Origin of the sequence: Aquabacterium olei (assembly GCF_003100395.1) — a bacterium.
Classification (GTDB): Bacteria; Pseudomonadota; Gammaproteobacteria; order Burkholderiales; family Burkholderiaceae_C; genus Aquabacterium; species Aquabacterium olei.
Window position 1 is genome coordinate 521,458 of the sequence record NZ_CP029210.1, and the last position, 18,170, is coordinate 539,627.

The following is an 18,170-nucleotide window of genomic DNA, read 5'->3' on the forward strand; positions in this document are numbered from 1 at the left end:
GCAGGCGTCGACATGATCTTCACCGAACAGCTGCTGCGCGTGCAGCAACAGCACCAGTCGCTGCTGTGCGTGGGCCTGGACCCGGAGCCGTCGAAGTTTCCCGGTGCATGGAAGGGCCAGCCCGACCGCATCTACGACTTCTGCGCGGCCATCGTGGACGCCACCAAGGACCTGGTCTGCGCCTTCAAGCCGCAGATCGCGTACTTTGCGGCCCACCGCGCCGAAGACCAGCTCGAGCGCCTGATGGCCCACATGCGCCGCGTGGCGCCGAGCGTGCCCGTCATCCTCGATGCCAAGCGCGGTGACATCGGCTCGACCGCCGAGCAGTACGCGCACGAGGCTTTCTCGCGCTACCAGGCCGACGCCGTGACGCTGTCGCCCTTCATGGGCTTCGACACGATGGAGCCCTTCCTGAAGCACCCGGGCAAGGGCGTGATCCTGCTGTGCCGCACCTCCAACCCGGGCGGCTCGGACCTGCAGAACCTGCGTCTGGCCGACATCGAAGGCCAGCCCCGCGTGTACGAGCACATTGCGAAGCAGGCGCAGGGCCCGTGGAACACCAACGGCCAGATCGGCCTGGTGGTGGGCGCCACCTTCCCGGAAGAGATTGCTCGCGTGCGTGAACTGGCGCCGACCGTGCCGCTGCTGATTCCCGGCGTGGGTGCGCAGGGCGGTGATGCGGCGGCCACCGTCAAGGCCGGCCTGAAGACCGATGCGAGCGGCGCCGTCACCGGCACCATCATCGTCAACAGCTCGCGCGCGGTGCTGTACGCCAGCAGCGGCGACGACTTTGCCAGCGCCGCCCGGCGTGTGGCGATGCAGACGCGCGACACGCTGAACGCCGCGCGCTGAAGCCATCCGGACACCGGCGGGGGCTTGCTGGCCCGGCGGGTGCGGATGGGTGCATGATCGGGTCTTCTTCGTGTGAAGACCCCTTTGCATCCTGTTCGCACCATGCACCTGTGTACCTTTGAACAAGATGGCCAGGCCCGTGTCGGCCTGGTCCGCGGCAGCGACCTCATCGACCTGAGCGCGGCCGTGGGCGATGCCTTGTCGACCCACCAGCCGATGATCGACCTGATCACCCGCTGGGCCGACCTGAAGGACCGCGTGGCCGCGCTGGCCGACGCCCCTGCCGATGCCGCCGTTGATGCGGTGCACCTGCTGGCGCCCGTGCCGCGGCCCGGCAAAGCCCTGGCCATCGGGCTGAACTACCTCGAGCACGTCCAGGAAAACATCATCGGCGAGAGCCGCACGGTGCCGGCGCACCAGGTGTGGTTTCCCAAGCTGCCGTCGGCCGTCAACGGCCCGTTCGATCCCATCGTGCTGCCCCGCGTCTCGCAGATGACGGACTACGAAGGCGAGCTGGTGGCGATCATCGGGCAGCGCTGCCGGCATGTGCCGCGCGAACGCGCGCACGAGGTGGTGTTCGGCTACTGCGTGGGCAACGACGTGTCCGTGCGCGACTACCAGAAGCGCACCACGCAGTGGACGCTGGGCAAGTCCTTCGACACGCACGCGCCCTTCGGGCCGTGGATCACGACCGCCGACGAGGTGGGCGACCCGCATCAGCTGGCGCTGAGTTGCTGGGTCAATGGCGAGCGCCGCCAGCACAGCCACACCAGCCTGATGATCCACGACATCTGGGCGCAGATCGCGCAACTTACCGAGGTGATGACGCTGGAGCCCGGCGATGTGATTTTCACGGGCACCTGCAGCGGCGTGGGCGCAGCCTTCGATCCGCCGAAGTTCCTGAAGGACGGGGACACCGTGCGGGTCGAGATCGAGCGCCTGGGGGCCATCGTGGCCCGCTGCGTGGCCGAAGCCCCGGCTGACTGACCGGGGCCGCGCTCAGCGCAGGCCGTGCGCCGAGCGTGCGTGCGGCTCGAGCGCGTCGAGCACGGCCTTCACGAAGGCTTCCACCTCGGGGGCCAGGTCGAGCAGGCGGTCGCCACGGCCTTGTTCGATCGCTTCCAGGATCAGTTCGTTGACGCCACCGACCACCGCCATGGCGAGGTTGTGCGACAGCGGCAGGCGCCCCGGCTCGTGCTGGCGCGAGAGCTCGACCTGACGGATCAGGAAGTTCACGAAGCGCTGCAGGATCGCGCGGCGCACGGCCAGGCCCGGGGTACCCAGGTTGAGCAGTTCCACGCACAGCGTGCGGATCAGCGCGGGCTGCTTCTGGATGTTGCCGAGGTAGGCCTCGATCACCCAGTTGAGCTGCGCCATCCAGTCCTTGTCCGGGTCGAATCCTTCGGACATCACGGCCAGCGTGCGCTCGCTCAGCAACTCGCACAAGGCCAGGAGGCACTCGTCCTTGCTGGCGAACTGTTCGTAGAAGGTCCGCTTCGACACCCGTGCTTCGGCCACGACGTCGGCGATCGTGATCTCGCCGTAGGGCTTGTGGACGAGGGTGGTGCCCATGGCCGTCATCAGGCGGCTGCGATGGTCGGGCGTGGGGGGCGTCGCCGTCGTGGTGCCGAGGGACTCGGGATCGGCCGAGGTGGGCATCGACATCAGCGGGGCATGAAAAAGGGTCTGAGACATGGCGTGGCAGGAGATGAGCCCACCCAGCAGGATCGACTGTCAGGGCTGGGGCGAAACAGCGAAAGCACGCACGGAGCCCTGGGTACGATCTGGCACCGTTGTCCCGCTGTCTGTTCAAAGACGCTTTTTATCATGCGCATGGCCCTTTTTCCCAGGTCTCTCTCCGCCTTTGCATGCATGGCGGCCGCCTTCCTGATTCCCGGTGCAGCCCGCGCCGCGGCACCTGGGGCCGTCGTCGAGTCGCTCAGCCTGCGCTGTGGCACGACCACGTGCGACGCCGAGATCCAGCGCCCGGCAGGGGTGTCGCGCCCGCCGGTGATCATCATGGCGCACGGCTTCGGTGCCCTGCGCGACTGGGGTCTCAGCCCGTTTGCCGATCGGTTCGTGCAGGCCGGCTTTGCCGTCGTCCGCTTCGACTACCGGGGCTTCGGGCGCAGCGGCGGGCAGCCGCGTCGGGTGGTTGACGGGCCGGCCCACGTCGACGACTGGGTGTCCGTGATCGACGCCGTGGCGGCCCGCCAGGACGTGGATGGCGCGCGCCTGGGAATCTGGGGCTCGTCCTACAGCGGCGGCCAGGTGCTGGTGGCGGCATCGCGCCGGCCGCAGGTCGTCAAGGCGGTCAGCTCGCAGGTTCCGTTCGTGCACGGCCTGTCCAGCGCCTTGCGCTATCCGCTCAGACACCAGCCCGCGGCGATGTGGATGGCGATCCGCGATGCGCTGCGTGGCGACGGAGAGGCGCCGGTCTACATGCCGATCATTTCGGCAGACGGGGGCACGGCGGCCCTGATCTGCGATGAGTGCGTCGCGGGCTACAGCAGGCTGGTGCCCAAGGGACAGGAGGGCGAGAACAAGGTGGCCGCGCGCTTCCTCTTCAGCCTGCCCTTCTTCTATCCGATCGACAGTGCGCCCCAGGTGCAGGCGCCCACGCTCGTGATCGCCGCAGCACAAGACGGGCTCATTCCCGTGCAGAAGGTGCGTGACACAGCCAAGGCCCTGCCGCGCGGTGAATACGTCGAACTGGCCGGCGCGCACCATTTTTCGCCGTACAGCGGGCCGGTCTTCGAGCAGGTCGTGGCACGCCAGACCGCGTTCTTCCGCCAGCATCTGGCGCGCTGAACGTCGCGGGGGGCATACCCCTGTCCGGCGCTCGGGTGAGTTCGACGCTGGCACGGTCGGGCACGCGCGACGTATGATGACCGGTTGCCCTTTCGGTGGCCGGGCTCGTGTCTTTTGAAGGCGCGACGCGGCCGCAGGCGGGCCTTCTTCTTGCTGCTGACTGCCCGATGTCCCGTTCCGTGCCCCCGATCGATCCCACCGCCGTGGTGCCTGCCGCCCAGGCGGCCGCTGCGTCCTTGCCTGTTGCCCCGCGCCTGCGCGGCGAGCACCCCACCCTCCAGATCCGCGGGGCGCGCACGCACAACCTCAAGAACATCGACCTGGACCTGCCGCGGCATGAACTGGTGGTCATCACCGGCCTGTCGGGCTCGGGCAAGTCCAGCCTGGCGTTCGACACGCTGTACGCCGAGGGCCAGCGCCGCTATGTGGAGAGCCTGAGCGCCTACGCGCGCCAGTTCCTGCAGCTGATGGACAAGCCCGATGTCGACGTGATCGAGGGGCTGTCGCCCGCGATCAGCATCGAGCAGAAGGCCACCAGCCACAACCCGCGCTCGACCGTGGGCACGGTCACGGAGATCCACGACTACCTGCGCCTGCTGTACGCCCGTGCTGGCACGCCGTTCTGCCCCGAGCATGGCGAGCCCCTGCAGGCTCAGAGCGTGAGCCAGATGGTCGACGCCGTGCTGGCGCTGCCGGAGGACACCAAGCTGATGATCCTCGCGCCCGTGGTGCGCGACCGGAAGGGCGAGCACGCCGAGCTGTTTGCCGACATGCAGGCGCAAGGCTATGTGCGCTTCCGCATCAACGGGCAGATCACCGAGGCGGTCGATCTGAAGCCGCTGGTGAAGAACGAGAAGCACGACATCGACGTGGTGGTCGACCGCGTGAAGGTGCGCGGCGACATGGCACAGCGCCTGGCCGAGAGCTTCGAGACGGCCCTGCGTCTGGCAGAAGGCCGCGCGCTGGCGCTCGAGATGGACACGGACAAGGTACACCTTTTCTCCGCCAAGTTCGCCTGCCCCGTGTGCAGCTACTCGCTGTCGGAGCTGGAGCCGCGGCTGTTCTCGTTCAACTCGCCACAGGGCGCCTGCCCGACCTGCGATGGGCTGGGTCATGTCATCGCCTTCGATCCGCACCGTGTGGTGGCGTTTCCGTCGCTGAGCATCGGCAGCGGGGCCGTCAAGGGATGGGATCGCCGCAACCCCTACACCTACAGCCTCATCGAGAGCGTCGGTCGGCACTACGACGTCGACATCGAGCAGCCGTTCGAGGAGCTGCCCGCGCACATCCAGCACGTGCTGCTGTACGGTTCCGGTACCGACGAAATCGAGTTCACTTACGAGGCGGACGGCCCGAGCGGCAAGAAACGCAAGGTCAAACGTGCGCACGCATTCGAGGGCATCATCCCGAACTTCGAGCGCCGCTTCAAGGAGACGGATTCGGCCGCCGTGCGGGAAGAACTGGCCCGCTATCAGCAGCCCAAGGCCTGCCCCGAGTGCGATGGCACGCGCCTGCGCCGCGAGGCCCGCCATGTGAAGCTGCTCGACGCCCAGACCGGTGACCGCAAGGCCATTTACGAGATCGGCCACGCCACGCTGGCCGAGGCGCATCGCTACTTCGAAGGACTGCAGCTGCAGGGCGCCAAGGCCGAGATCGCGGCCAAGGTCGTCAACGAGATCCGCTCGCGCCTGCGCTTCCTCAACGACGTGGGCCTGAACTACCTGAGTCTCGACCGCAGCGCCGACACGCTGTCGGGCGGCGAGGCACAGCGCATCCGTCTTGCCTCGCAAATCGGCTCGGGTCTGACTGGCGTGATGTACGTGCTCGACGAGCCCAGCATCGGCCTGCACCAGCGCGACAACGACCGCCTGATCGGCACGCTGCAGCACCTGCGCGATCTGGGCAACAGCGTCATCGTGGTCGAGCACGACGAGGACATGATCCGCGCCGCCGACCACGTGGTCGACATGGGGCCGGGCGCGGGCGTGCACGGTGGCCGCGTGATGGCGCAAGGCAAGCCCGAAGAGATCGCGGCGAATGCCGAGAGCCTGACCGGACAGTATCTGGCGCGGGTGCTGGGCATCCCCGTTCCGGCCGAGCGTCGTCCTTTCACCGACGAGACGCCGCGCCTGCGCGTGGTCAACGCACGGGGGCACAACCTCAAGGGCGTCACCGTCGAGGTGCCGGTGGGGCTGCTCACGTGCGTTACCGGCGTGTCGGGCTCGGGCAAGTCCACGCTGGTGAACGACACCCTGTATGCGGCGGTGGCCAAGAAGCTCTATCAGAGCCACGCCGAGCCCGAGCCGCATGACGAGATCGAAGGGCTGGAGCTGTTCGACAAGGTCATCAACGTCGACCAGTCACCGATCGGGCGCACGCCGCGCTCCAACCCGGCCACCTACACCGGCCTGTTCACGCCCATCCGCGAACTGCTGGCCGACGTGCCGACCGCGCGCGAGCGGGGCTACAACGCCGGGCGCTTCAGCTTCAACGTGGCCGGTGGCCGCTGCGAAGCCTGCCAGGGTGATGGCGTGCTCAAGGTCGAGATGCACTTCCTGCCCGATGTGTACGTGCCGTGCGACGTGTGCCAGGGCAAGCGCTACAACCGCGAGACGCTCGAGGTGCTCTACAAGGGCAAGAACATCCACGAGATCCTGGGGCTGACGGTCGAGGATGCGCTGGAGTTCTTCAGCGCGGTGCCGGCGATTGCCCGCAAGCTGCAGACGCTGATGGACGTGGGCCTGGGCTACATCCGCCTGGGGCAGAGCGCGACCACGCTGTCGGGCGGCGAGGCCCAGCGCGTCAAGCTGGCGCTGGAGCTCAGCAAGCGCGACACCGGCCGCACGCTCTACATCCTCGACGAGCCCACCACGGGCCTGCACTTCCACGACATCGCGCTGCTGCTCAAGGTGCTGCACCAACTGCGCGATGCGGGCAACACCATCGTCATCATCGAGCACAACCTCGACGTCATCAAGACGGCGGACTGGCTGATCGACATGGGGCCCGAAGGTGGATCGGGGGGCGGTGAGCTGCTGGTGGCGGGCACGCCCGAGGCGGTGGCCGCACATACGGGTAGCCACACGGGGCGGTATCTGGCGCCATTGCTGTCCTGCAATCGGATGAGCTGACCCGGATCGAGGGGCGGGCTTGCGAAAGCGCAGGTGAAAGCCCGCAGACAAGTTCGTGTCCGGTTTCCTAGGATGCGGGGCGACGACCAGTTCAGTGGTCGCCGTTCTTCACGCAAGTCATTCAGAGAGGAAACCATGCTTGTCTTTCACAAGGTCACGCGCCCCACGGCGCTCGCCCTGGCCGTCATGCTCGGCGTGTCGGCCGCGCACGCCGAGGTGCGGCGGCTCAGTCAGTCCGGGTTTGCCGAAACCGTGATCCGGGCGCCCTCCGAGGACGGGACGACCTGGGTCACGGTCGGCGAGCGCCGCGTCGCATGGGACGGCGGGCTCGAGCAGAACATGGGGCTACTGGCTCGGGTGCTGACGCCCAACACGGACAGCGACACCAGCGTCGGAACCGCGGTGAGTCCGTCCGAGGTCCGGATGTCGCTCGGGCACGGGTCCCGCCGCATCGTGAGTTCATCCGAATCGGTGGTGGCGCGTCTGGACGCGCGGCTGGCGTTCGAGCTGACCGAGGCCCGCACCGCCGTGCCACGTGTCGACGGGTTGGTGACGTCCTCGGTCTTTCCCAACGGCGACGAGCCGCTGGTGTCCCTGGATCTGTATCGCGTGACGGACGCGGGCGCCTCGCCCATCGCCCTGCGGAGTGGGCAGGCCACCGTGCTGTCCGCCGGGCGGTATGAGATCCGCGGCACCTCGTCCCTGCAGGTCAGTGCGTCCCTGCTCCGTCGATCCGGCAGCGGCTCGATGGGCAGTGTGCTCGGGCTGACGCTGTCCGAGGTGGCGACCACGCTGCGTGGGCCCGATCCGGTGGCCGACATCGGCGGCAAGCCCGGCCCCTTCGCCGTGACGTCCATGGTCATCCCTCAGCCCGCGGGTTACCGCGCCGGCACCGTGTATGCACCGACCGGCACCACCGAAGGGCCGTTTGCCGTGGCGGTGTTCGTGCCGGGCCCACTCGGAGGGCAGAAGCAGCACGCGTGGTTGGCCCAGCACCTCGCGTCCCACGGCTTTGTCAGCGTCGTCATCGACACGCAATCGCTGTTCGACAACAGCCAGGCGCGCAACCTGCAAGCGGCGAATGCCATGCAGCAGGTCATCGCCTGGTCGGCCCAGGCAGGCACGCCGCTGGCCGGCCGCATCGATCCGGCACGGCAGATCGTGCTCGGGCAGGGTGCGGGCCAGCCGCTGCCCTTCATCGCAGCGGGCAGCGCGGTTCAGGCCGCCGTGGCGCTTGCGCCGCAGGTCGCCTCGAAGGACCGCGTGCCCGGGCCGGTCAAGGCGCCCACGCTGGTGGTGGGGTGCCAGGCCGACATCGTGCAACCGGTGGCCACCCACGCCCGCCCGCTGTACATCGATTGGCTGCGCACCGACCTCGAGCCACGCAACCCCAAGGCGTTCCTGATGGTCACCGGGGGGGCGACCGGATCGTGCACCACGCACCTGGCCACGACCGAGCAGAAGGCGCTGGTGGGCCACGCCGTCACCGCGTGGCTCAAGCGCATGGTCGACCTCGATGCGCGATACACCCGGCATCTCTGCGGCGACTGGGGCCTCCAGGGCCGCCCCGGGGTGGTCGAGTTCTACCCGGCCTGCGAACGCTGAGCCGGTTCAGAGCAGCGGCGCCAGCGCCCGCTCTGCATCCGTGAGCCCGAGGCCGGTGCGCTGCGCCCAGTCCTCGACCTGATCGCCCCCGATCTTGCCCACGTTGAAGTAGGCCGCCTCGGGGTGCGACAGGTAGAAACCGCTGACGCTGGCGGCCGGCATCATCGCCAGGCTCTCGGTCAGGTGCATGTGGATGTCGTGCGCCTCGAGCACCTTGAACATGTCGCGCTTGACCGTGTGGTCCGGGCAGGCCGGGTAGCCCGGGGCCGGGCGGATGCCGCGGTACTGTTCCTTGATGAGCTGCGTGTTGTCCAGGGACTCGGCCTCGGCATAGCCCCAGAACTCCTTGCGCACACGCTCATGCATGCGCTCGGCAAAGGCCTCGGCCAGGCGGTCGGCCAGGGCCTTGAGCATGATGGCCGAGTAGTCGTCATGGTGGGCCATGAACTCGGCTTCCTTCTTCTCGATGTTCAGGCCCGCGGTCACGGCGAACATGCCGATGTAATCGGCCTTGTTGCCCTTTGGCGCCACGAAGTCGGCCAGCGAGCGGTTCGGGCGTTTCACCCCATCCACGACAGGCCGCTCGCTCTGCATGCGCAACGGGTGCCAGCGCATCAGCTCCGTGGTGCGGGCTTCGTCGGCATACAGCACGATGGCGTCGTCGTCCACCGTGTTGGCCGGGTACAGGCCGATCACGCCATTTGCCGTCAGCCAGCGGCCCTCGACGATCTTCTTGAGCATGGCCTGGGCATCGGCGTACACCTTGCGCGCCTGCTCGCCCACCACCGCGTCATCGAGGATGGCGGGGAAGGGGCCGTGCAGGTCCCAGGTCTGGAAGAAGGGCGTCCAGTCGATGTAGGGCGCCAGCTCGCCCAGGTCGTAGTTCTTGAACACGCGGCGGCCGATGAACTTCGGTGCCTCGGGCGTGTGCGCATCGAAATCGACGACCGCCTTGTTGGCGCGGGCCTCGGCCAGCGACACCAGCGGTGTGGCCTTCTTGCTGGCGTGCAGCTGGCGCACCTTCTCGTAGTCGGCGTTCAGTTCGGCAATGTAAGCCGCCTGGCGCTCTTCGCTCAGCAGGTCCGAGCACACGCCCACCGCCCGCGAGGCGTCGGGCACATACACCACCGGGCCGCTGTAGTTCGGCGCAATCTTCACGGCCGTGTGCACGCGTGAGCAGGTGGCCCCACCGATCAGAAGCGGCGTCTTGCGCTCGCGGAAGTACGGGTCGCGCTCCATCTCGGCGGCCACATACTGCATCTCTTCCAGCGACGGCGTGATCAGGCCCGACAGCCCGACGATGTCGGCACCCACTTCCCTGGCCTTGTCGAGGATGTCCTTGCATGGGACCATCACGCCCATGTTGACCACCTCGAAGTTGTTGCACTGCAGGACCACGGTGACGATGTTCTTGCCGATGTCGTGCACATCGCCTTTCACAGTCGCGATCACGATCTTGCCCTTGGCCTTCACATCGCCGCCGGCCAGCTCCAGCTGCCGCTTTTCTTCTTCGATGTAGGGCACCAGATGGGCCACGGCCTGCTTCATCACGCGGGCGCTCTTGACCACCTGCGGCAGGAACATCTTGCCCGCGCCGAACAGATCGCCCACGGTGTTCATGCCGGCCATCAGCGGGCCTTCTATCACGTGCAGCGGCCGGCCACCCCGGGCCTTGATCTGCTGCCAGCACTCTTCGGTGTCCTGTGTGATGAACTCGGTGATGCCGTGGATCAGCGCATGGCTCAGTCGTTGATCCACCGGTGCCGGTTCCTCGGCCGTGCCGCGCCAGGCCAGCTTGGCCGAGTCGTCCTTGGCCGCGCCCTTGACCTGTTCAGCGATGCCCAGCAGGCGTTCGGTCGGCGTCAGCGAGGTGTCTTCACCGTCCTTGTAAACCGGCTTGCGGTTCAGCACGATGTCTTCCACCAGCTCGCGCAGGTGCGCGTCGAGCTGGTCGTACACGCCGACCATGCCGGCGTTGACGATGCCCATGTCCATGCCCGCCTGGATGGCGTGGTACAGGAACACGGTGTGGATGGCCTCGCGCACCGGCTCGTTGCCGCGGAAGCTGAACGACACGTTCGACACGCCGCCCGACACCTTGGCGCCGGGCAGGTTCTGCTTGATCCAGCGCGTGGCGTTGATGAAGTCGACCGCGTAGTTGTCGTGCTCTTCGATGCCTGTGGCGATCGCGAAGATGTTCGGGTCGAAGATGATGTCTTCAGGCGGGAAGCCCAGTTCGTCGACCAGCATGCGGTAGGCCCGCTCGCAGATCTCGACCTTGCGCTGGTAGGTGTCGGCCTGGCCGACCTCGTCAAACGCCATCACCACGGCGGCCGCGCCATAGCGCTTGATCAGCCGGGCCTGGCGCTTGAACTCGTCCACGCCTTCCTTCAGCGAAATCGAGTTGACGATGCCCTTGCCCTGGATGCACTTCAGCCCCGCCTCGATCACGTCCCACTTGGACGAGTCGATCATGATGGGCACGCGCGCGATTTCGGGCTCGCCGGCGATCAGGTTCAGGAAGCGCACCATGGCGGCCTTGCTGTCCAGCATGGCCTCGTCCATGTTGATGTCGATGACCTGGGCGCCGTTTTCCACCTGCTGGCGCGCCACCGACAGGGCGTCTTCGAATCGCCCCTCAAGAATCATGCGCGCGAAGGCTTTCGAGCCCGTCACGTTGGTGCGCTCGCCCACGTTCACGAACAGCGAGCCCTGGCCGATCAGCACGGGCTCCAGCCCGGACAGGCGCATGGGCGCCACGGCGGCGGCAGACGAGGTGCCGGCTTGCGCGGCGTGAGGGGGGCGGACAGCTTCGGTCATAGCCGGCCATTTTACGAGGCGGGGACGCGTTCCGCGGCCGCCAAGCAAAGAGGCCTTGACGGGTAGGTCAAGGCCTCCGGGCACTGTCGACCGCACCCGGTGAGGTGCGGCGCAGCGGGGGGTGTCCTGTGGACGGGCTGACCGGGTCGGGTCAGGCCTTCAACAGGGCGTAAAGCTCATCCTTCAGTGTCACGCGCTGCTGCTTCTTCTGTTCCAGTTCCGCCGACGAACCGTGTTCGATGCCGCTTTCCAGACGCACGATGGCCTTGTCCAGGTCTTCGTACTCCCGCTCCAGACGGGCGAAGTGGGTGTTGGTGGTCTTCAGCGCATGGATGCGTTCGCGGAGTTCGGGGAAATCCTTGATCAACGGGTGATGGTCCATCTGGGCTCCTTTGTGTTGTGGTCGAGGGGGGTATCTGACTGACTTCATCGTGCCGCCGGGCGTCGGGGCCGGCCTTGTGGCAGATCAATTCGTCTGTCTTCGCTTCGCCCCGCCCGTCAGAGGGGGCAAATAAAACCCCTGAACCACTGTACAGGCATCCAGCTTTTGCCATAATGGCGGCCAGTTCAAGCGCAACCATGCGCCGCATCCATCCGGAGACCATTCATGGAAACGACCGCCAAGTCCGCCCTCAACGCAGAAAAGGCCAAGGCTCTGCAAGCCGCCCTGGCACAGATTGAAAAGCAGTTCGGCAAGGGCTCGATCATGCGCCTTGGCGAGGGCGAGGTCGTGGAGGACATCCAGGTGGTCTCGACCGGTTCGCTGGGCCTCGACGTGGCCCTGGGCGTCGGCGGTCTGCCCCGCGGCCGCGTGATCGAGATCTACGGCCCGGAATCCTCCGGCAAGACGACCCTGACCCTGCAGGTGGTCGCGGAAATGCAGAAGCAGGGCGGCGTCTGCGCCTTCATCGACGCGGAACACGCGCTCGATGCGCAGTACGCCCAGAAGCTCGGCGTCAACCTGCAGGATCTGCTGATCTCCCAGCCCGACACCGGGGAACAGGCCCTCGAGATTGTTGACGCGCTGGTGCGTTCGGGCTCGGTCGACCTGATCGTCATCGACTCGGTGGCGGCGCTCACCCCGAAAGCCGAACTGGAAGGCGAAATGGGCGACGCGCTGCCCGGCCTGCAGGCCCGGTTGATGAGCCAGGCGCTGCGCAAGCTGACCGCCACCATCAAGAAGACCAACTGCACGGTCATCTTCATCAACCAGATCCGCATGAAGATTGGCGTGATGTTCGGCTCGCCCGAAACGACCACCGGCGGCAATGCGCTGAAGTTCTACGCGTCCGTGCGCTTGGACATCCGCCGCATCGGCTCGATCAAGAAGGGCGACGAGATCATCGGCAACGAAACCAAGGTCAAGGTCGTCAAGAACAAGGTGTCGCCCCCATTCAAGACGGCCGAGTTCGACATCCTCTACGGCGAAGGCATCAGCCGTGAAGGCGAGATCATCGACATGGGCGTCACCGCCAAGATCGTTGACAAGTCGGGCGCCTGGTATGCCTACAGCGGCGACAAGATCGGCCAGGGCAAGGACAACGCCCGGGAGTTCCTGCGCGAGAACCCGGACATTGCCCGCGAGATCGAAAACAAGATTCGTGACTCGCTCGGCATCGCCCTGCTGCCGCCGGTGGCTGCAGCGCCCGCTGTTGCGGACGACGAAGTCTGACGCTGCGTCGACTTCCCACTGACATGACCGGCTCGGATCACGATGCGGCTGATCCGCCGAAGCGTCGGCGTGCGCCGACGCTGTCGCTCAAAGGGCGCGCGCTGAAGTACCTCGCTGCCCGAGAGCACTCGAGGGTGGAGCTGAGGCGCAAGCTCGGGCCTCATGCCGAGTCGGCGGAAGAAGTCGAGCGCATTCTTGACGAGCTGGAGTCAGCCCGCTTGCTGTCGGCCCAGCGTTTCGCCGAGTCCATGGTGCACCGGCGCGGCGCCCGCTACGGGGCCGCTCGCGTGCAGGCCGAACTGGCTCAGCATCAGCTGCCCGCCGAAGTCGCGCGGGAGGCTGTCCAGGCCCTGCGAGAGACCGAGTTCGAGCGGGCATTTGCGCTGTGGTCCCGCCGATTTGGGGAACCACCGGTGGATGCCACCGAACGAGCCCGGCAGTCCCGGTTTCTCATGGCCCGAGGCTTTTCGGGTGATGTGATCCGGCGTGTTCTCCGCGGCGAAACACCCGAGCCGCTGCCAGAAGGCTGACCCGCCCGGTGTGGCGGGCCCCGTCGCGTTCGCCGCGCTTCGCGAGTCAACAGCGGCAAAAAGCGGGCATCCCTAGGGTAAACCCCTCGCAAAAAGACCGGCCGCTTGGCGGGCTGTACCGGGGGGAGACAGCGACTCGACAGGTGCGCGGTGCTATCCTTGCACGCTGCAACGCAACAAGCCCATCCCTTGAAAGCGTCGCGCCCCGTCCGCCTGATCGGCGGCGTGCGGCATTGTCAATCCGACAAGAACGCAACACCAGACTGCGAGACACCCATGAAGATCCATGAGTACCAAGGCAAAGAGATCCTGAGCCGATTTGGCGTGCCGGTCCCAAGAGGCATTCCGGCATTTTCCGTAGACGAGGCTGTTGCGGCAGCTGAAAAGCTGGGCGGCCCCGTGTGGGTGGTCAAGGCGCAGATCCACGCTGGTGGTCGCGGCAAGGGCGGCGGCGTGAAGGTGGCCAAGTCGCTCGACGACGTCAAGGCCCGCGCCTCCGACATCCTGGGCATGCAGCTGGTCACGCACCAGACGGGCGCCGAAGGCCAGAAGGTCCGCCGCCTGTACATCGAAGACGGTGCCGACATCCAGAAGGAGTACTACCTCTCCGTCGTGACCGACCGCGGCACGCAGAAGGTGGCTTTCATTGCCTCCAGCGAAGGTGGCATGGACATCGAGGAAGTTGCCCACAGCACCCCCGAGAAGATCGTCACGGTTTTCGTCGATCCGCTGGCTGGCCTGACGCAGGCGCAGGGCGAAGAACTCGCCAAGGGCGTGGCCATGCCCGCCGACTCGGTGGCCCAGTTCATCGACATCTGCCAGAAGCTCTACCAGTGCTACATGGACACGGATGCCTCGCTGGTTGAAATCAACCCGCTGAACCGAGACAGCAAGGGCCAGCTCATCGCCCTGGATGCCAAGTTCAACTTCGACTCCAACGCCCTGTTCCGCCACCCCGAGATCGTGGCCCTGCGCGACCTAGACGAAGAAGATCCTGCTGAAGTCGAAGCCTCGAAGTTCGACCTGGCCTACATCCAGCTCGACGGCAACATCGGCTGCCTGGTCAACGGCGCCGGTCTGGCCATGTCGACCATGGACACCATCAAGCTGTTCGGCGGCGAGCCGGCCAACTTCCTCGACGTCGGCGGCGGCGCCACGGCCGAGAAGGTCACCGAAGCCTTCAAGATCATGCTGAAGAACCCGGACGTCAAGGGCATCCTGGTCAACATCTTCGGCGGCATCATGAAGTGCGACACCATCGCCGATGGCGTCATCACCGCTTGCAAGGCCGTGAACCTGAACGTGCCTCTGGTTGTCCGCATGAAGGGCACCAACGAAGACCTGGGCAAGAAGATGCTGGCCGACTCCGGCCTGCCCATCATCTCCGCCGATTCGATGGCCGAAGCCGCGACCAAGATCGTCGCCGCTGTCGCCTGAGCCCCGCACCCAGAGGATTCGTCATGAGCATTTACATCAACAAAGACACCAAGGTCATCACCCAGGGCATCACGGGCAAGACCGGTCAGTTCCACACCCTGGGCTGCCAGGCCTATGCCAACGGCAAGAACGCGTTCGTGGCCGGCGTGAACCCCAAGAAGGCTGGAGAGAAGTTCTCGGACATCCCCATCTACGCCTCCGTCAAGGAAGCCGCCTCGCAAACCGGCGCCACCGTGTCGGTGATCTATGTGCCGCCCGCCGGTGCCGCTGACGCCATCTGGGAAGCCGTCGAGGCCGACCTGGATCTGGTCATCGCCATCACGGAGGGCATCCCCGTGCGCGACATGCTGATGGTGCGCAACAAGATGAAGGCCAAGGAAGCCGCTGGCGGCAAGAAGACGCTGCTGCTGGGCCCGAACTGCCCCGGCCTGATCACGCCCGACGAGATCAAGATCGGCATCATGCCCGGTCACATCCACCGCAAGGGCCGCATCGGCGTGGTCTCGCGCTCGGGCACCCTGACGTACGAAGCCGTGGCGCAGCTGACCGAACTGGGTCTGGGCCAGTCGAGCGCCGTCGGCATCGGCGGCGACCCGATCAACGGTCTGAAGCACATCGACGTGATGAAGGCCTTCAACGACGACCCTGAAACCGACGCCGTCATCATGATCGGTGAGATCGGTGGCCCGGACGAAGCCGAAGCCGCCCAATGGTGCAAGGACAACATGAAGAAGCCGATCGTCGGCTTCATCGCTGGTGTCACCGCCCCTCCGGGCAAGCGCATGGGCCACGCCGGCGCCCTGATTTCGGGCGGCGCCGACACCGCCGATGCCAAGCTCGCCATCATGGAAGAGTGCGGCTTCAAGGTCACGCGCAATCCGTCCGAGATGGGCAAGATCCTCAAGAGCCTGATCTGACGCTGGCCTGCCGGGGCCACGCCCGCCGTGCCCCGGCCCGTTCACTGACCACAGCCCCTTTCGCAGGGGCTGTTCTGTTTGAGTTTTCATGGACGCTTTCCTGACCCCTGAATTCTGGCTGGCCGTCGGTCAGATCGTGATGATCGACATCCTGCTCGGTGGCGACAACGCCGTCGTCATCGCGCTGGCCTGTCGCAACCTGCCTCCCGCCCTGCGCACGCGCGGCGTCATCTGGGGCACGGCCGGCGCCATCGTGCTGCGCGTCGTGCTCATCTTCTTCGCCATGTCGCTGCTCAAGCTGCCTTACCTCAAGCTGGTGGGGGCGGGGCTGCTGCTGTGGATCGGCATCAAGCTGCTCGTGCCCGAGGACGACGCGCACGAGGTCAGCGGCAGCGACCGTCTGCTGGGCGCCATCAAGACCATCATCGTGGCCGACTTCGTCATGAGCGTCGACAACGTCATCGGCATTGCGGGTGCGGCGCAAGGCTCGGGCCATGCTGGCCACGAGATGCCACTGGTGATCTTCGGTCTGCTCGTCAGCATCCCGATCATCGTCTGGGGCAGCACCGTGGTGCTCAAGCTGATGGACCGCTTCCCGCTGATCATCACCGCGGGTGGCATGTTGCTGGGCTGGATTGCCGGGACGCTGGCGGTCGGTGACCCCGCTATGGTCGATCACCTCACACCGGGTCGCGGTACCCACCATGTGGCGGGGGTGGCTGGCGCGCTGTTCGTCCTGGTCGTGGGTACCATGCTGGCGAAGCGCGCGCCCGCGCAAAGCTGAACCCCATGGACCTCTTCCTGTCGCTGCTTGTCATTGCTGTTCTGTTGATCCTGGCGTGCGGCCTCGCGCTGTGGTTGGTCCGGCAGCAGAGGGCGGTGCGCCAGCCGTGGCCGGCGACGGGCAGCAGCGGCAACGCCAGCCGCACACCGGTGACGGGGGAACACGCCCGCACGGCGCCCATGCCGCTGCATCAGCAAGAGTCGGACTCCGGCCCGGAAACGGTGCTGTCTTACCTTGATGTGCCGCCCCGGAATGCGGTGGCCACGACCGCGCCGGTCTGGCGCCCGAGTGCGCCGCCCAACGACCCAGGACCCGAGACCCAGCCGCACGCGCTGGCCGAGCTGGAGTCGGCCGACTGGTTGCGCATCCGGCCAGGCGGCCGCCAGCGGATCGAGCGGGCGCTCCAGGCGCTGGGCGACGGCCCGGTCGACCGCGCCTGGGACACCTTGCGCGGCTTCTTTCCCGAGGCGGCCCACCGTCAGGCGGCCCTTGAAACCCTGGATCGCATTGCGATGGCGTTCGAGCGCGAAGGGCGGTACGACGCCGCGCGCGATGTCTACGAACACATGGCCGACATCGACGCCGAGTGGCGCCAGGTGAAGCTGCGCCTGATGCGCGCCCGTGGACTGGCCCAGGCGGCGACGATGAACACCTGGGGCACCGTGCCTGCGCGGCCGTTGCCGGATGTGGCGCGCAAGCAGCTCGGCAAGTTCCTGGTGGAGCGCCAGATTGGCAAGGGTGCGATGGGCGCCGTCTTTCTTGGCTATGACCCGGCGACCGATCGCCATGTTGCGCTCAAGACGATGTCGCTCGCACAGGAGTTTCAGGGCGATGAGCTGGCCGATGCGCGCGCGCGCTTCCTGCGTGAGGCCGAGATGGCGGGTCGCCTGCAGCACCCCGATATCGTGAGCATCATCGATGCGGGTGAGCAGGACGGCGTGGCGTTCATCGCGATGGAGCTGATCGAGGGCGTCGACCTCAGCCAGCACACGCAAGGAACCCGCCTGTTGCCCCTGGCGCAATTGCTTCCCATTGTGGCGCGGGTGGCCGAGGCGCTGGCCTACGCGCACAGCCGCGGCGTCACGCACCGTGACATCAAGCCCGCCAACATCATGATCGACCTGCGCGCAGGCAGCGTGAAGGTCATGGACTTCGGTGTGGCCCGGGTGGCCGACGCGGCCCGCACACGGACAGGCGTCGTGCTGGGCACCCCGACCTTCATGTCGCCCGAACAGCTTGCGGGGCAGACCATCGACGGCCGCAGCGACCTGTACTCGCTGGGGGTGACGCTGTTCCAGTTGCTCACCGGGCAGTTGCCGTACCGCAATGACTCGATGGCCGTGCTGATGCGGGCCATTGCACACGAGACGGCCCCGAATGTCTGCTCGCTGCGTCCCGAGCTGCCCGCGGCGCTGGGCGACATCGTGGCGCTCGCGCTGGAGAAGCATCCGACAACCCGCTACGCCACCGGTCACGAGATGGCCACCGACCTGCTCGCCGTCGCGCGGGCGCTGCAGCCTCTTGATATTGCCCTTTGACACCCCCTCGTGGGGGAATGGGGGGTGAGTGCCCGGCTGTTTGGCCGACCCGAGGCAGGTCCCGAAGACGAAA

General features: G+C 66.7%; 14 protein-coding genes. 11 read left to right on the forward strand and 3 right to left on the reverse strand.

Features of this window, described 5'->3' with window-relative positions:
• Window positions 1–12: 12 nt before the first annotated feature.
• Both pyrF and DEH84_RS02315 read left to right on the forward strand, forming a co-directional pair.
• Window positions 13–852 carry an orotidine-5'-phosphate decarboxylase gene (gene pyrF, locus DEH84_RS02310; RefSeq protein WP_109034397.1) on the forward strand — a complete coding sequence of 280 codons (840 nt, stop codon included), beginning with the start codon at window positions 13–15 and terminating at the stop codon, window positions 850–852.
• A 102-nt stretch (window positions 853–954) separates the two neighbouring features.
• Window positions 955–1,839 (forward strand): fumarylacetoacetate hydrolase family protein, encoded by an 885-nt coding sequence (locus DEH84_RS02315; protein WP_109034399.1) that lies wholly within the window; start codon window positions 955–957, stop codon window positions 1,837–1,839.
• Window positions 1,840–1,851: 12 nt separating this feature from the next.
• On the opposite strand, the gene DEH84_RS02320 is transcribed toward DEH84_RS02315, so the two are convergent.
• Window positions 1,852–2,547, reverse strand: coding sequence for a TetR/AcrR family transcriptional regulator (locus tag DEH84_RS02320; protein WP_109034402.1), 696 nt, complete (start codon window positions 2,545–2,547; stop codon window positions 1,852–1,854).
• A 177-nt stretch (window positions 2,548–2,724) separates the two neighbouring features.
• Between DEH84_RS02320 and DEH84_RS02325 the strand changes: the two genes are divergently transcribed.
• The 3 genes from DEH84_RS02325 to DEH84_RS02335 all read left to right on the forward strand — a co-directional run bounded on the left by DEH84_RS02325 (window position 2,725) and on the right by DEH84_RS02335 (window position 8,399).
• Complete coding sequence (locus tag DEH84_RS02325; protein WP_159098813.1) at window positions 2,725–3,663, forward strand: alpha/beta hydrolase; 939 nt, start codon at window positions 2,725–2,727, stop codon at window positions 3,661–3,663.
• 167 nt (window positions 3,664–3,830) lie between these two features.
• Window positions 3,831–6,794, forward strand: a complete 2,964-nt coding sequence (uvrA, locus tag DEH84_RS02330) for an excinuclease ABC subunit UvrA (protein ID WP_109034406.1) — start codon at window positions 3,831–3,833, stop codon at window positions 6,792–6,794.
• Window positions 6,795–6,929: 135 nt separating this feature from the next.
• Window positions 6,930–8,399, forward strand: a complete 1,470-nt coding sequence (locus tag DEH84_RS02335; protein ID WP_109034408.1) for a poly(ethylene terephthalate) hydrolase family protein — start codon at window positions 6,930–6,932, stop codon at window positions 8,397–8,399.
• A gap of 6 nt (window positions 8,400–8,405) precedes the next feature.
• Here DEH84_RS02335 and metH read toward each other — a convergent pair whose 3' ends face one another.
• A complete protein-coding gene (gene metH, locus DEH84_RS02340; RefSeq protein ID WP_109034411.1) occupies window positions 8,406–11,219 on the reverse strand; it encodes a methionine synthase in 2,814 nt (937 codons plus the stop codon).
• A gap of 151 nt (window positions 11,220–11,370) precedes the next feature.
• Complete coding sequence (locus tag DEH84_RS02345; RefSeq protein ID WP_109034413.1) at window positions 11,371–11,601, reverse strand: HP1242/YdcH family protein; 231 nt, start codon at window positions 11,599–11,601, stop codon at window positions 11,371–11,373.
• Between the two features lie 225 nt (window positions 11,602–11,826).
• Between DEH84_RS02345 and recA the strand changes: the two genes are divergently transcribed.
• The 6 genes from recA to DEH84_RS19345 all read left to right on the forward strand — a co-directional run bounded on the left by recA (window position 11,827) and on the right by DEH84_RS19345 (window position 18,097).
• The gene (recA, locus tag DEH84_RS02350; RefSeq protein ID WP_109034415.1) at window positions 11,827–12,891 is read left to right on the forward strand and encodes a recombinase RecA; all 1,065 of its coding nucleotides are present in this window, start codon (window positions 11,827–11,829) and stop codon (window positions 12,889–12,891) included.
• A gap of 23 nt (window positions 12,892–12,914) precedes the next feature.
• Window positions 12,915–13,421 (forward strand): recombination regulator RecX, encoded by a 507-nt coding sequence (gene recX, locus DEH84_RS02355; RefSeq protein WP_109034418.1) that lies wholly within the window; start codon window positions 12,915–12,917, stop codon window positions 13,419–13,421.
• 276 nt (window positions 13,422–13,697) lie between these two features.
• Complete coding sequence (sucC, locus tag DEH84_RS02360) at window positions 13,698–14,858, forward strand: ADP-forming succinate--CoA ligase subunit beta (RefSeq protein WP_109034420.1); 1,161 nt, start codon at window positions 13,698–13,700, stop codon at window positions 14,856–14,858.
• A gap of 23 nt (window positions 14,859–14,881) precedes the next feature.
• Window positions 14,882–15,775: a succinate--CoA ligase subunit alpha gene (gene sucD, locus DEH84_RS02365; RefSeq protein WP_109034423.1), complete on the forward strand. Its 894-nt coding sequence runs from the start codon at window positions 14,882–14,884 to the stop codon at window positions 15,773–15,775.
• Between the two features lie 88 nt (window positions 15,776–15,863).
• Window positions 15,864–16,559, forward strand: coding sequence for a TerC family protein (locus DEH84_RS02370; protein WP_109034425.1), 696 nt, complete (start codon window positions 15,864–15,866; stop codon window positions 16,557–16,559).
• A gap of 5 nt (window positions 16,560–16,564) precedes the next feature.
• Window positions 16,565–18,097 (forward strand): serine/threonine-protein kinase, encoded by a 1,533-nt coding sequence (locus DEH84_RS19345; protein WP_245932660.1) that lies wholly within the window; start codon window positions 16,565–16,567, stop codon window positions 18,095–18,097.
• Window positions 18,098–18,170 lie beyond the last annotated feature (73 nt).

What these genes read in the sequence shown, in the direction of transcription:
- pyrF (WP_109034397.1), top strand. Translation starts at nt 13, where the DNA reads ATGATCTTCACCGAACAGCTGCTGCGCGTGCAGCAACAGCACCAGTCG.
- DEH84_RS02315 (WP_109034399.1), top strand. Translation starts at nt 955, where the DNA reads ATGCACCTGTGTACCTTTGAACAAGATGGCCAGGCCCGTGTCGGCCTG.
- DEH84_RS02320 (WP_109034402.1), bottom strand. Translation starts at nt 2,547, where the DNA reads ATGTCTCAGACCCTTTTTCATGCCCCGCTGATGTCGATGCCCACCTCG.
- DEH84_RS02325 (WP_159098813.1), top strand. Translation starts at nt 2,725, where the DNA reads ATGGCGGCCGCCTTCCTGATTCCCGGTGCAGCCCGCGCCGCGGCACCT.
- uvrA (WP_109034406.1), top strand. Translation starts at nt 3,831, where the DNA reads ATGTCCCGTTCCGTGCCCCCGATCGATCCCACCGCCGTGGTGCCTGCC.
- DEH84_RS02335 (WP_109034408.1), top strand. Translation starts at nt 6,930, where the DNA reads ATGCTTGTCTTTCACAAGGTCACGCGCCCCACGGCGCTCGCCCTGGCC.
- metH (WP_109034411.1), bottom strand. Translation starts at nt 11,219, where the DNA reads ATGACCGAAGCTGTCCGCCCCCCTCACGCCGCGCAAGCCGGCACCTCG.
- DEH84_RS02345 (WP_109034413.1), bottom strand. Translation starts at nt 11,601, where the DNA reads ATGGACCATCACCCGTTGATCAAGGATTTCCCCGAACTCCGCGAACGC.
- recA (WP_109034415.1), top strand. Translation starts at nt 11,827, where the DNA reads ATGGAAACGACCGCCAAGTCCGCCCTCAACGCAGAAAAGGCCAAGGCT.
- recX (WP_109034418.1), top strand. Translation starts at nt 12,915, where the DNA reads ATGACCGGCTCGGATCACGATGCGGCTGATCCGCCGAAGCGTCGGCGT.
- sucC (WP_109034420.1), top strand. Translation starts at nt 13,698, where the DNA reads ATGAAGATCCATGAGTACCAAGGCAAAGAGATCCTGAGCCGATTTGGC.
- sucD (WP_109034423.1), top strand. Translation starts at nt 14,882, where the DNA reads ATGAGCATTTACATCAACAAAGACACCAAGGTCATCACCCAGGGCATC.
- DEH84_RS02370 (WP_109034425.1), top strand. Translation starts at nt 15,864, where the DNA reads ATGGACGCTTTCCTGACCCCTGAATTCTGGCTGGCCGTCGGTCAGATC.
- DEH84_RS19345 (WP_245932660.1), top strand. Translation starts at nt 16,565, where the DNA reads ATGGACCTCTTCCTGTCGCTGCTTGTCATTGCTGTTCTGTTGATCCTG.